Annotated in this window: 12 protein-coding genes; 1 reads left to right on the top strand and 11 read right to left on the bottom strand. The window is 29.9% G+C overall.

Annotation, left to right across the window (positions count from 1 at the left end):
- Positions 1-377: 377 nt before the first annotated feature.
- The 8 genes from nadC to KPL44_RS03425 form a co-directional block, all read right to left on the bottom strand.
- A complete protein-coding gene (nadC, locus tag KPL44_RS03460; RefSeq protein ID WP_216247431.1) occupies positions 378-1,214 on the bottom strand; it encodes a carboxylating nicotinate-nucleotide diphosphorylase in 837 nt (278 codons plus the stop codon).
- Entirely contained in the window at positions 1,195-2,496 is a 1,302-nt protein-coding gene (locus KPL44_RS03455; RefSeq protein ID WP_216247429.1) for an L-aspartate oxidase, read from the bottom strand. The genes nadC and KPL44_RS03455 overlap by 20 nt, the downstream gene beginning before the upstream one ends.
- A gap of 4 nt (positions 2,497-2,500) precedes the next feature.
- Positions 2,501-3,409 carry a quinolinate synthase NadA gene (nadA, locus tag KPL44_RS03450; protein ID WP_216247427.1) on the bottom strand — a complete coding sequence of 303 codons (909 nt, stop codon included), beginning with the start codon at positions 3,407-3,409 and terminating at the stop codon, positions 2,501-2,503.
- 175 nt (positions 3,410-3,584) lie between these two features.
- Complete coding sequence (gene def, locus KPL44_RS03445; protein ID WP_216247425.1) at positions 3,585-4,055, bottom strand: peptide deformylase; 471 nt, start codon at positions 4,053-4,055, stop codon at positions 3,585-3,587.
- 46 nt (positions 4,056-4,101) lie between these two features.
- Positions 4,102-5,805 carry a B12-binding domain-containing radical SAM protein gene (locus tag KPL44_RS03440; protein WP_216247424.1) on the bottom strand — a complete coding sequence of 568 codons (1,704 nt, stop codon included), beginning with the start codon at positions 5,803-5,805 and terminating at the stop codon, positions 4,102-4,104.
- A 213-nt stretch (positions 5,806-6,018) separates the two neighbouring features.
- Positions 6,019-6,537, bottom strand: coding sequence for a class I SAM-dependent methyltransferase (locus KPL44_RS03435; RefSeq protein ID WP_216247421.1), 519 nt, complete (start codon positions 6,535-6,537; stop codon positions 6,019-6,021).
- An 88-nt stretch (positions 6,538-6,625) separates the two neighbouring features.
- Positions 6,626-7,327, bottom strand: a complete 702-nt coding sequence (locus KPL44_RS03430) for a zinc dependent phospholipase C family protein (protein WP_216119618.1) — start codon at positions 7,325-7,327, stop codon at positions 6,626-6,628.
- 85 nt (positions 7,328-7,412) lie between these two features.
- Positions 7,413-8,711, bottom strand: a complete 1,299-nt coding sequence (locus tag KPL44_RS03425) for a hypothetical protein (RefSeq protein WP_216247419.1) — start codon at positions 8,709-8,711, stop codon at positions 7,413-7,415.
- A 194-nt stretch (positions 8,712-8,905) separates the two neighbouring features.
- On the opposite strand from KPL44_RS03425, the gene spoVB reads away from it, so the two are divergent.
- The gene (spoVB, locus tag KPL44_RS03420) at positions 8,906-10,429 is read left to right on the top strand and encodes a stage V sporulation protein B (protein ID WP_216247418.1); all 1,524 of its coding nucleotides are present in this window, start codon (positions 8,906-8,908) and stop codon (positions 10,427-10,429) included.
- 23 nt (positions 10,430-10,452) lie between these two features.
- Here the strand turns inward: spoVB and KPL44_RS03415 are convergent, their stop codons facing one another.
- The 3 genes from KPL44_RS03415 to KPL44_RS03405 form a co-directional block, all read right to left on the bottom strand.
- Positions 10,453-12,081 carry a putative polysaccharide biosynthesis protein gene (locus tag KPL44_RS03415; protein WP_216247416.1) on the bottom strand — a complete coding sequence of 543 codons (1,629 nt, stop codon included), beginning with the start codon at positions 12,079-12,081 and terminating at the stop codon, positions 10,453-10,455.
- An 11-nt stretch (positions 12,082-12,092) separates the two neighbouring features.
- The gene (locus tag KPL44_RS03410; protein WP_216119614.1) at positions 12,093-13,046 is read right to left on the bottom strand and encodes an RluA family pseudouridine synthase; all 954 of its coding nucleotides are present in this window, start codon (positions 13,044-13,046) and stop codon (positions 12,093-12,095) included.
- Positions 13,047-13,129: 83 nt separating this feature from the next.
- Positions 13,130-14,287, bottom strand: a complete 1,158-nt coding sequence (locus KPL44_RS03405) for a M20 metallopeptidase family protein (RefSeq protein ID WP_216247844.1) — start codon at positions 14,285-14,287, stop codon at positions 13,130-13,132.
- Between the last annotated feature and the right edge of the window lie 32 nt (positions 14,288-14,319).

Below are 14,319 nucleotides of genomic sequence, written 5' to 3'. Positions count from 1 at the left end.
TCATCATCATAGTAGTAGTAGTAGTAGTAGTAGTAGTAGTAGTAGTAGTAGTAGTAGTAGTAGTATATTACAGAAAATCTATAATCATGGAAATTAATAATGTGGGAGCCTATCAGATAGTTTAATATTTATGTTTATTTTTTTTCAGAAGTGACTTGCAAAAGAAATGAAGAAACAATTGAAATTTCATTTAGAAATTCTTCTTTTGTAAATATAACATTCTCGTAAGCTTCCACAGGAAGTGGAAGCTAGTGAACCCGAGACAGGACGTCGAGTGTGAGCGGCAGAGAATTTTATATTTACAAAAGATTAGAATTTCTTAATTAAATTTCATGTTTCAAGTTCTTTTGCAAGTCATTGATGAAAAATTAGATACTTTAAATATTAACTAAGTTCTTCATGCTCAAATCTAAAATTTTACATGAGTGAGTTAATGCCCCTACCGATATATAGTCTACGCCACAATTTGCGACTTCGAGTATATTATCTAATGTTATGTTTCCAGATGCTTCTACTAGGGCTTTTTTATTAATTATCCCTACGGCTTTCTTCATAGTTTCATTGTCCATGTTATCTAACATTATAATATCTGCTTTTACTTCTAGGGCCTCATTTATCTGATTTAAAGATTCAATTTCAACTTCAATCTTTTTAATAAAAGATACATTTTCACGTATAATGTTTACAGCTCGCCTTATTCCTCCAGCTGCACTTATATGATTTTCTTTTATTAATACACCGTCTGAGAGATTATATCTATGATTATAACCTCCACCAACTTTTACGGCATATTTTTCAAATATTCTCATACCAGGTGTGGTTTTTCTTGTATCAAGGACTTTCACTCCGGTGCCTGCTAATTTATCCACATATGTTTTTGTCAACGTTGCAATACCACTCATTCTTTGTAGATAATTTAATGCAGTTCTTTCTCCGGTCAATATATGTTTTGTTTTTCCTCTTAATCTTGCAATAGACTCTCCACCGCATACTAAATCTCCATCTTTTTTAAAAAACTCTATATTTACCTCTCCGAGTATTTTAAAAACTCTCCCAAATACATAAAGTCCAGCAATTACGCCACTCTCTTTGGCTATTAAATCAACACTACAGTTACACTCATCACTTATAATAAATTCTGTTGTAATATCATTTTGAGGTACATCTTCTGTTATAGCATCTATAATTAGTTTATCAATAATTAACCAATTCACTGCTTATCTCATCTCCCATTTCTCTAAATTTATTTAACACTACACCCTTATTAATTTCGCTATAATCACTAAGACTTTTTATACTTTTTATGTCCCCACAATTTAATGTAGTGATCCTGCAAATAGATTTATTTATAAATCTTGAAGCCCTTCTAGAAAAAACTAAGGCTTCTAACAATGAATTACTTGCTAATCTGTTTGCTCCATGCACACCTGTGCAACTTACCTCACCACATGCAAACAGATGATTCATAGATGTTTTAGAATCTAGGTCAACAGCTATTCCTCCCATATGATAATGCTGAACCGGTGTAACTGGAATTTTATTTTTTGTAATATCTATACCACACTCTAAACATTTTTTATAAATTCCTGGAAATCTATCTATAATATATTCCTTTCCTTTAAACGAAATATCTAAAAAAACATAAGGCTTCTTACTTTTTTCTTCCTCATTATAAACTGCTTTTGCAACCACGTCTCTTGGTAAAAGTTCATCTACGAATCTTTCCCCACGCTCGTTTAAGAGTTTGGCACCTTCCCCCCTTAGTGACTCTGATATAAGAAACTTCTCGCAATTAACCTTATCATCATATAAAGCAGTTGGGTGAAATTGCACATAGTTTAAATCAGAAGTTTTAATATTATGCCTTAATGCAATAGCTATTCCATCCCCGGTTAATCTTCGCCTACTAGTCGAATTTTTAAATAGTCCTCCAATTCCCCCTGTAGCTAAAATTGTTTCCCTAGAATATATGTTTATTCTTTCTTTACCTCTAATCGCTGTGCCACCGAAACATATATTATCTTTAGTAATAAGGTCAAGTAAAGTAGTGTTTTCAAATATTCTTACATTTTTTTTATTTTTAAGTGCCCCGAGTAAAGATAAAAATAGTTCTTTTCCAGTTTCATCTTTGGTATGCACAATTCTACTAGTGCTATGTGCCCCTTCCTTTGTATACTTAAAATTTTCATTTACTTTGTCAAAATGTGCTCCAAAATCAACTACTTCATTTATATTATCTATTGATTCATATACTAAAGTTTTTACTGCTTCCATAGAATTTTTATATTTTCCTGCTTTTAAAGTATCTTGAACAAATAAATCAAAATCCTTTTCATCTTTAGCCACCGCTATTCCACCTTGTGCTAATGAAGTATTACATTTGTCTACAGCCTCCTTAGTTATTAAAAGTACATTTAGATCTTCGTTTAGATTTAATGCAGCATATAAACCTGCTGCCCCCGTTCCAACTATTAATACATCTACAGATATATCCATAATATCACCTCACCATTTCATGCATAGCACTTAAACATTTGTGCGCTGCTTGTCTTATATTTTCATCTAATGTTACAACATATTGCTTATTAAGAAGGCTTTTGTAAACATCCTCTAGGGTAGTTTTCTTCATACTACAGCATGTCATAGGGGATTTTGGAGTTATAAATTGTTTATTCGGATTTTTATTTTTAAGCTCATAGAGTATACCTTCTTCTGTTACAACCATATATTTTTGACACGTATCGTCGGTAGCAAATTTAATTATTTCCCCCGTGCTTCCTATAAAATCAGCTAATTTTCTAATTTCACGATTACACTCAGGATGCACTAAAATCTTAATATCTTTATCTGAATTTTTAACATTAATAATTTCCTTAGCATCAACAAATTCATGTACGCGGCAAAAACCATTCCAAAATATCATGTTTTTAACATGAGCTTTTTCATTTATATAATCACCTAGGTTTTTATCTGGTATAAATATTATTTCATCACTATTTAATTTATTAACTATTTTTAATGCATTTGAAGAAGTACAACATATATCGCTTTCTGATTTTACTTCTGCCGTTGAGTTTATATAGCATATAACCTTTGCACCCGGATGTTGTTTTTTTAGTTCTCTAACATCTTCTCCATTAATCATATCTGCCATAGTACAACCTGCGTCATTATTGGGTAATAGCACTGTTTTTTCCGGTGATAGTATTTTTGCACTCTCAGCCATAAACTTTACTCCACAAAACACTATGATTTGCTCGCTACATTCTTTGGCTATTTTACTAAGATAATAAGAATCTCCCACGAAATCAGCAATTTCTTGAATATTATCATTTTGATAATAATGTGCTAAAATTATAGCGTTTCTCTCTGCTTTTAATTTCTGAATTTTTTCTTTTAACTCTTGCATTACTTATACACCTCTCTTTTTGTGTATATGCTACTGTATATACACTTGTTTTCTATATTATAGTATCATTTGTGTAATAAGATATCAATCGTTAATAAAATAAAAAAGCATACCCCTTGATATTAATAATCAAGAAATATACTTTTCATAAAATTTTTATAATAAATTTTTAAAATTATTTTTCAGTTAATTCATGTGTTTCTTCAGCTCTAGACATATACATTATTCCGTCTAAGTGATCAATTTCATGACAAAATGCTCTTGCAAGTAATCCTGTAGCATTATAAGTGACTGGTTTCCCTTTAATATTAATTCCTACAACCGTAACATCTGTTGGCCTGTAAACTTCGCCCTCATATCCCACATAACTTAAACATCCTTCATAATCCTTCTCATTTCCAGATTGAGCCGTTATTCTAGGATTTATAATAACTATTGGCTCTCCCTCTTCTTCTCCTAGATCAATTAGGACCACCCTTTTTAAAACACCTATTTGAGGTGCAGCAAGACCTATTCCATTTCCCTCATAAAGAGTATCCATCATATCATCAACTAAATTTAAAATTTTTCTATCTACTTTTCCAACCTTTTCACAAATTGAATTAAGACGTTTGTCACCATATTGTAATATTTCTCTAACCGCCATTTATCTTCTCCTCTTTTTATATTAGTACTTCCAGGCTCATAAAACTTTATTTTAATGTTTTTTCTTCATTGATGAAATAAGATATATCCGTTATGTTTTCAGCTTCACTCATATCAAAAATCAGATAAAATTCGCCTTCACTTATTTGTCCATTATCCAAAAACTTAATAATGTCTATCTTAAAATTCTCTAAATGATAATCCATATATGGTAGTTCTATATCACCTTTTCTTTGTGAATCCTTTAGATATCTTTCAAAATTTTTACTAGGATCTCTTAAAAGAAAATTAGGCATATACTTTTTCTTATTAAACTGCAAATAATCAAACTTAACAATTTCTTTTAAGATCTTATTATCTAAATTGAGATGTTCATCATTAAACTCTAAAAATACTTTATAATAATCCACAGATGATATACTTCTACTTAGATATCCTTTATCATAAAAAAACGTACCTAGTCTTAAATAAAAATCAAACACATTATCAAACTTAGGGATAAAATACTTTAATATAGTTTTAAATTTACGAGAGTTATAATATTTATCCACTACCTCTTCAACTCGTTTTAAAAGAATAATTTCCTCATAACTTATATCGCTTGTCTTTAAGATCTCATAAGGTGGATATGGAGCATATACCATTCCCCATTTTTCCACTTCATCTTTCATAGGAGCACCTTTTAATATCTTAAGGAATCCAAGTTGTATTTCATCCGGCTCTATTGTGTATAAATCATTAAAAGACTTCTTAAATGATTCAAGATTTTCTCCGGGTAGTCCTGCAATTAAATCTAGATGCTGCTTTATATTACCATACTTATTTAGCTGAGCGACCTGCTTTTTTATATCCTCAAAAACTACAAATCTATTTATATTTTTTAATACTTCATTATTTGTAGTCTGCACTCCAACTTCAAATTGGAACCTACCCTTAGGAGCTTTTTCTAAAAGTTTAAGTTGCTTATCATTTAGTATATCTGCTGAAATTTCAAAATGAAACGTAGTTTCGGTATCTATGCTCATTAAATATCCCCAGATACCCATGGCGAATTCATCGCTACAATTAAAAGTTCTATCAACAAATTTTATGAGTTTCACTTTTTTATCTATTAAAAATTTTAAATCCCTTTTAACCCTTTCTAAATTCATGAACCTAACTCCACGTATAGTTGAAGAAAGACAGTATTTACAATTGAATGGACATCCCCTAGATGATTCAAAATATATTATTTTATTGTTTAAATCATCATCCTTAGTATAGGGGAACACAATGTTATTTATGTCCATAAGTTTTCTTTTTCCACCATAAAGTATTTTTCCATTTTCTTTATAGTACAAGCCTTTAACACCTTTTAGGCTAATATTCCCTATCATACATTTTATAAACTCTCTAAATGTTTCTTCTCCTTCTCCCTCAATTAAATAATCTGAAAGACTATCTTTTAGATAGTTCTCACTATCAAATGATACTTCTGGCCCTCCATATAACAATTTTATATTATTATCTATGAGTTTGATTAAATTAGATATCTGTTTAACATAATATTTATTCCATATGTAACAAGATAAAACTACTATATCCGCTTTCTCTGATATAATTTCTTCCACAATTCTTTCTACTCTATCATTTATAGAAAACTCTCTTATAAAAGACTCATAAGATAGATCCTCAGTAAAGGCTTTTAAATATCTAATTGCAAGGTTACTATGTGTAAACCTCGAATTTATTCCAACCAACAATACTTTCATTTTTAATTCCTTCCTTAACTCATCTATTTTGTACAGTATACAATATTAGTTTGCATAAAAGCAATTATATCCTAGTTGCTTTTATGATTAAGCTGTAGATTTCACATTAAATGAATTTTGTAATAATACAAAAAAATCAAAAGCCTTACTGGACAACTCAAAGATATGTCCAGAGAGGCTAATAAATCTTTAACAACGTCTATTAGTTTTACTTCAATCTTTCCTTTTGCCTTTCTTTTTGCATATCATATAATAAACATTGTCTGAATTTTTTAATGTTACCACCTTAAAATATGGTTCTAAAATTCTCATTGTTTTATCTTTAGAACTATTTTTAAATATGTTTAAATCTCTTAAATTTATTTGTTTTGTACTTTTATCTGGTAACACAATTTTAATTTCCTTATTAAAAGTTTTAGCAATTCCTTTATCAATATCCCAAATATATAACAATCCATCAACTTTTAAATATTTATATATATCTTGTACCAGTTTTCTTTTATTATATGTAAGTTTTATATCACTTAAAGTGAAAAATAGTGCGCAAGTATCATATACGCCTTCCTCTATTGCCTTCTTTTCCACTTTTCCTTCTACATAATCTACACTACTACTATCATCAACGTACTCTTTGTATATATTATATATGATACCATGATTAGAAAACCCTATATCTAATAGATTCCCTTTAAAAATCTCCTTTTCTAAATTTAACAAAACCTCCTTCTTCAATTGTTATCCCCCTTTTTATAAAATTTTTATAAATACTTATTTAAAATCTATTCTTCAAAAATAAGATAATTCCTCTAAAATAAAGGAATTATTTGTAAATTTCGTTATAGAAATTTAACATTAAGCCCGCAGTAGTCTTTTGTGCTCTCTGTACTATAAGCGTAGATACTTTCCTATATCGCTCTTCCTTGTTTTTTATATGCACATGTGAAATATAAGTATCACTTGCAAATGTTGCATTGTTTTTTATATAATCTTCTATATTATCTTGCTTAATTATTTCATTGAAAATAGGAAACGAATAATCACTCATTAATCTACCTATAATCCAAAGTTCAAAATTTCTATGATTTTTAAGTAGTTTATTGTTAACATGTTGAGGAACAGTTGCATCCTGAATCAAATGGCACGCTGCTCCAAAATAAAACATTGCTTGCCGTAGATCACCAGCTTCTACAAACCTTAACGCACATTTGTAGTATTTGTTAAATTCTGTTAATGCATTCGAAAATCCATATAACCCTGTACCCGTAATGTGATGATAAAAATGATTTGAACTCTTAAAATCTTGGTCTGCCCAAGTAACCCCATTGTTTAATTCTTTTACATAACTTTTGTAAAAAGTATGAACTTCACGGTATCCCTTATTTTTTAATATCTCTATAGCTTGAATATTAATAAATTTGTGAACAATACAATGAGTTTTCATAATTCTTTTTTTAATTGGATTTATTGTTACCATTAAACCTTTTAAAGTTTTCCCATATGTAGCTTCAAATTGTTTCTTCAACCTGTTCACCTCTCAATTTAGTATACGCTAAATATACTTTAAAAACATGTTTAATTTTACCATAATAATATATTCTTACTATATTCTAGTCTTTTTTTCTTAAACCAACAAGTATTCCTACTATTAAAGTTATAACTATTGTTAACAAAAAGTAATAAAACCTATGCATTCCAATGTTTGTGTTATTATATTGATCTTTTTCCATACTAATTAAATATCCATTTTTAGAATCTAATATTATCAAATTATCAAAAAATTTCATGCTAGATATATATGCATCCTCTTCAAAATTTGCTTTTTCCTTAAGAGCACTGTTTTTGTTTAAACTATATATACTATTATCATTCTTTTCATAAAAATATATACAATCTTTATCCCCGAGTTTTCCTGACCTGTCTATTGCCAAACTTATTAAGCTACCTACTGATTTATGTTGGTATATTGGTGCAGGTGGATTTATTGTAGGGTGATTATCTAGAATAGCTGGTATAGTCTTATTAAACGAATCTCTAAATTTTGGTGAGCTTATTGGATCACCTCCAGAGTAATCAGGAAACCCATACCATGAATTTTTTTTGATTTGGTAAATATAATCACTATCACCTTTCACTGTTCTTAATCCTCTTTCCTCCATTCCTCCAACTGTAACTAATACTTTGCCCTCACTATTAAAATCTATCCCCATCATATTTCTTATACCCCAAGCAAAGTTTCCTTGTGCACCAGTTTTTAAATTATAAATTATTACTGATGAATTTCCAATTACATGCTGCGTTATAATTTGCCCCTTTATGTTTCTAGTTTGATATGGAACAAATGCTCCTGTTTTTCTCCCTCCAAAGTTCATTCCTCTTATAGTTATACTCTTTGGAGTAATATCATGATTTTGAGGATAATTATCCAACCACTTATTATCGAGTCCAACTACCCCAGAATTTGTAGCTGACCCTATAGTAACAAATAAGTAATCCCCATTGATTCGAACCAAACTATTATTATAATCTCCGTAATTCGGTATATTCTTTATTATTTCTTTACTTTCCTTTGATATTAAATTATATGAATAGACATTTGTACCAGAAGCATAATACAATATTTTATTATTGTAATCTAAGCTAGTTATATTTAACTTCTTATTTACGAATATATTATACGCTTTACCTGACTTATCTATGTACTCTATTCTATCTTTAAAAGCAATATAATAATTCCCCTCATTATCTTTAGTGAAATCTACTGAATTACTTAATCCTTTATATAAAATTTGTGTTTTAATACTCCCCTCTTTCCCTGTAACCCTATATTCTTTAAAAGAACTTCTCAATGAAAATAGTGCAAAAGCCATCAAAGCTAAAATAATTATAAATCCAATGGTCTTTTTCATACTTCTCCCCCTAAATTATAAATCTCTAATCTATATATATTTATATAAGTTCGCGTATATGTAGAAATTATATGACATTTGTATATTTAATTGTTATCCATAATCAGATGCATTTAGAATATAATCGTAAAACTTAACATATTAATTATTAATAGTTGTAATATATTTAAGTTTAACCGCAGGGAGGACCCTTTATGATAAAAGACGATTTCTACAGAGATTCAATAATACTTACGGTTTCAAATTTGGTTGCTGGCATATTAAGATTTATGTTTTCAATATTGCTCTCAAGAAAATTAGGTGCAGAAGGAATGGGCTTATATAGCCTTGTAATGCCTATATACGATTTATTCACTTGCCTTATTTGCGGTGGTATGGTAACAGCTATTTCAAAAGAATCTTCATCCTATTATGGAATAAATGATTACGGTAACCTTAACAAATCTATACATACTGCATTAGTTTTTGATTTTGTTTTATCTATATTCATAGCAATTTTAGTGTTTTTTTTCTCACCGTATATCAGTACATATATAATAAAAGACCAAAGAACACTATACTCCCTCTGGATAATTTGTCCCGCATTAATTTTTGTTGCCCTATCTTCTATATACAAGGGCTATTTTTATGGCATTTCTAATGTTAAAGTACCTGCAATAATAGACATTGTTGAAAAAACTGCAAGAATGGCCATAATACTTGGATTAATAAATTTCTTTGCTCTAACAAATGTAACTACTACAGTAACTGCTACATATATTTCTTTGTCAATTGGAGAACTTATAAGTTTTATTCTTCTATATGTATTTTATGAAAAGAGCAAAAATAAATTTAAGGTAATTATAAAAAAGACCGAAGGAAGAGCTCAACTTTTATTTAATGTTCTTATTGTTTCATTTCCCTTGTGCCTAAACGGCTTTTTAAACACTGTAATTTCAGCACTATCAACCCTAATTGTTCCTGGCAGGCTAGTCCAAGCTGGAATAGAATATACCGAGAGCTTATCTTTAATTGGTAAATTTTCTGGTATGGCTATGAGTATTGTATTTTTCCCATTTATTATTGTGATGTCAATGTCTACCATGTTAACTCCCGACATTTCTAAAAGTATAAGTAAAAATGATTATAACGCTTTAGAAAATAGAATCCACGAAGTAATCAAAATTTCTTTTTTACTAGGAATTTCAACTATGATAATATGTTTATGTATAGGATCCTCCCTTGGAAAATTATTTTTTGATAGATATGACCTAGGCGTATATATTAGGCTTGCAGCGGTAAGTGCACCCTTCATGTATATGTCTGGATCAACCTTTGGAATTTTAAATGGACTTGGCAAACAAAAATCTCTCCTAATAAATTCTGTAGTAACTTCTATTGTCCAACTAGTTTTACTATATATACTACTTGGCATTCCAAGTATTAATATTTTAGGTTATGGTATTGCTCTCCTTATAAGCTCTATTTTAAGCGCTATAATGAATATTGTATCAATCGAAAAATGCTGTTATATAGATTTTTCAGGGAGTGAGTTTCTAATTGATATTTGTCTTAGTATCCTGTTATATTTTATATTAAAAATTTTAAGTAATACTATACCTGATTCTATTTTTATTACTAAGAACATAATAATTATTCTAACTGGCTTCTCTCTATTATTATTTTCTCTAATTCTCACAAAAAAATCAGAAAAATCTAAAGCACATCATACAAGATGATGTGCTTTAGATTTGTTTGCTACCTATTTAAGTCTACCTAAAATAGACTTAGGTATAATCTTTGTAATTCTACTAGGGAATATTTCTAAATCTTCTTTACTTAATCCACCTAGAAGCACTAATGTGAAAAAGTAAGTTACTATCGCAAAGACTATAGAAATTAATAGAGCAATAGCATTAGCAAAATACCCTTCCTTAACATAACTAAATATATAATTAAAATTACTATACATTAACTTTGCAATTATTGCCATAACTACCGAGGCCAGTATAGGCTTAATTGCATGACTTAATAATTTTATTTTAATTTTTAGAACTTTATTGATAGTAATATAGTTCAATATTAGAAGTATTGCAAAACTTACTGCATTTCCCATAATAGCACCTAATATATTAATGCTTGGAATTGCTACAAAAATATAATTAGTAATTATTTTTCCAATTATTCCGAAAAATGCATATACAGTAACTAAATAAACTTTTCCAATTCCTTGAAGAATTGACGTTTGAATACTAACCACAGCCATAAGTAATATCACAACTGATCCATATATTAGTAATCGTGCAACACTAGTACCATATTGGATTAGATTCACTACAGGGCCCGCTAAAACTGCAAGTCCAACTGCACAAGGTACTGCAACTAAAAAACAAAGCCTAAAAGCATAATTAATTTTATTTCTTACAGCCTTTTTGTCTCTAAGTGCCATTAAACTAGAAATAGATGGCAATATAGTTATGGCAAGTGATGAAATAATAGCTATAGGCACATTTATTAATGTTGTATATTTAAATAACACACCCCATAAAACATCCGCTTGTACTTTAGTCATTCCAAAAGATATCATCCTTAATTTAACTAACCACAAATCAATAAATAATCCCGATTGTTGTATTCCTAAACATATCGTCATAGGAATTGCAACACCCAATAACTTTTTTATTATTTTTTTAGTAGTAAATCTTTTTATACCTAACTGATTATATCCTTTAGGAACTCTAAACACTTTGTTTTTTTCATAAAAATGGATCATATAAATTACAGCAACCAGTGCTCCTACAGATGTTCCAATAGTTCCACCTGCAGCCCCTGCTTCTACTCCATATTTTATAAAACACGCTGCAAAAACTAAACTAAATACAGTATTTGCAACCTGTTCAAACACTTGTGATACTGCAGTAGGTGTCATATTACCTCTTCCTTGAAAATAACCCCTATAAGCTGATAAAACAGAAGTAAGTAAAATAGTTGGGGCAAGTGCCATAATAGCTAATTTTGAAGGAGCACTGTTCGTTAAATTAGCTATAGGTGATACGAATATAAGCATTAGAATTGACATAATCATTCCTAATATAAAGAGTAAAAATCTAGCTATTTTAAAAGTCTTTACAGCATCCTTATAATTTCCGAGAGCTATAAGTTCTGACACGATTTTCGAAATAGCCACAGGAATGCCCGCATTGGTTAATATATATATATATGTAAATATATTGTACGCCGAAGCATATACTCCTATCCCAATATCTCCTAATATCTTTCCTAAAAAAGGAACGTAAAGCAATGATAAAAACTTAACCAAAAAACTTGCTGCAGTTAATATTGCAAAACCTTTTGTGGTAGATTGTTTATTTAACTTTGCTTTTTCACCCATAAATTCACCCTCTAAAATTTAAATATATCTCTCTTAATCTTTTTCAATGCTGGTGGTAAGCTCTCTGCAATAGTTTTATTCTCCATATAAGACAAATCCTCTGGGCAATTCTTAAATATTAATTTATATGCATACAAATATTGAGAATCCAAACCATATTTGTTATTAAAAAAACTATTTATTTTTTTATTCCCGTATTTAGGGTCACCAAGAATAGGATTACCAAGCATACTCAAATGGGCTCTAAGTTGATGGCTTCTGCCTGTTAAAAGGTTAATATCAAGTAAAGAGAATGTACCACAACTTTCTATAGTTTTAACGTCCATTGCTATTCTTTTAGTATCTGGCTTTGGTTCTTTAAATACTTGAGATATATTGGCATCTTCGTTTTTATATATATAGCCTTCATAAATTCCATCCTTAATTCTTCCTGATACAAGTGCCATATAGTATTTTTCAATGTTACGATCTCTTATCATTTCATTCAATAGTTTAAGAGATTTAAAATTCTTACCAAATATAACCATACCTGAAGTGTTTCTATCTAATCTATTACAAGGTGCTGGCGTAAAGGTTATTTCATTTTCTGGTTTATAATCACCTTTATCAAATAAATAAGAAAGTGCATAATCTGTTAAAGTAGGTTCTCCATCTTTTTTATCAGCATGAACTAAAACCCCTGGCCATTTTTCTACCATTAATATATTAGCATCCTCAAAAGTTATCTTAAGTTTATTATCAATTCTTACAAATTCATCTTTCTTAAACTCACTAGTGATATATTTTGTTTCAACAATATCACCTTCTACTAATGAATGTTTTTCCTTAATTTTGCTACCATTAACTCTAATATCACCTTTTCTAAAAGCTTTATATATTTTGCTGAGTGGCACATCTCCAAGTACCTTCCTCATAAATTTATCTGTTCTTTGTCCTGCTTCATTTGCTCCAATTTCTATCCTCATACATATCCTCCTAGATCTCTTTTATCTATTGATTAACTTCTATACATAATTCACATCAAGTATCAATTATATACTAAGTTGCATTATGATTTCAATAGAAATTCATAAGCTAACGTACATTGCATAGCTACACCTATGGATAAACAGCTCTCATCTATATCAAATAAACTTCCATGAGCCGGATTTATTATACCTTTTTCCTTGTTTCCACTCCCTAAGAAATAAAATAGCGATGGTTTTTCCATAGAGAAATAAGCAAAACTTTCCACACCCATAGTAGGCTTATCTAAATTATAAACATTACTTTCTCCGATTAGTTCTTTTGACTTATTATCAAACATATCTGAAAGTTCATCATTATTATGAAGACATGGATAACTTTCCTCAATTTCAATTTCACATTTTCCCCTCATGGCTTTAACTATACCTTCCACTACCTGGACTAATCTTATCTTTATGTATTCTCTATGTTCACTCTTCATTGTCCTAATAATCCCTGATATTGTCACGTCTTCAGGTATAATGTTTTGAGCTGTGCCACCATGAATTGAACCTACAGTTATAACTGCAGGATCTGTAGGTGGAATCTCGCGACTTACAATGCTTTGAAGTGCAACTATAACGTTGCTTGCTATTACAATAGGATCAATAGTCACATGTGGGCTTGCACCATGTCCACCTTTACCTATTATTTTTATAGTAAATGGATTTGATGCTGCGTACGCGATGTCTCTTTTTAAACCAACAGTTCCGGCTTCTAGCCACTCTTCTACATGAAGCCCAATAACAGCATCAACACTCGGATTCTCAAGTACTCCCTCTTTAATCATTAAAGGTGATCCACCAGTAGTTTCTTCTGCTGGCTCAAAAAACAATTTAACATTTCCCTTGAGTTCATCCCTCATGTTATTTAATATCCTAGCTGCACCTAAAAGTATAGTGGTATGAGCGTCATGTCCACAAGCATGCATTTTACCATTAATCTTAGATGAGTAATCACAAACCTTCTTATCTTGAAGTGGAAGTGCATCCATATCTGCTCTTAAAGCAACCGTTTTTTTACCATTACCTCGAATAATAGCACAGATTCCAGTTTGTGCTACCTCATAAAATTCAATGCCTTCAGCCTTCAAAAAATCTTTTACCTTTTGGCTAGTTCTAAATAAATCAAATCCCAATTCTGGATTTTGATGTATATCGTGCCTAATATCTATTAACTCACTCTCAATATTTTTTGCCATATTTAAAAAATTCACCGCAATCACCCCTTCAC

The organism is Clostridium sp. DSM 17811 (assembly GCF_018861905.1).
Lineage (GTDB): Bacteria > Bacillota > Clostridia > Clostridiales > Clostridiaceae > Clostridium_AD > Clostridium_AD frigoriphilum.
The sequence above is the reverse complement of the archived record's forward strand: the minus strand, read 5'-3'. Positions and strand labels throughout refer to the sequence as shown.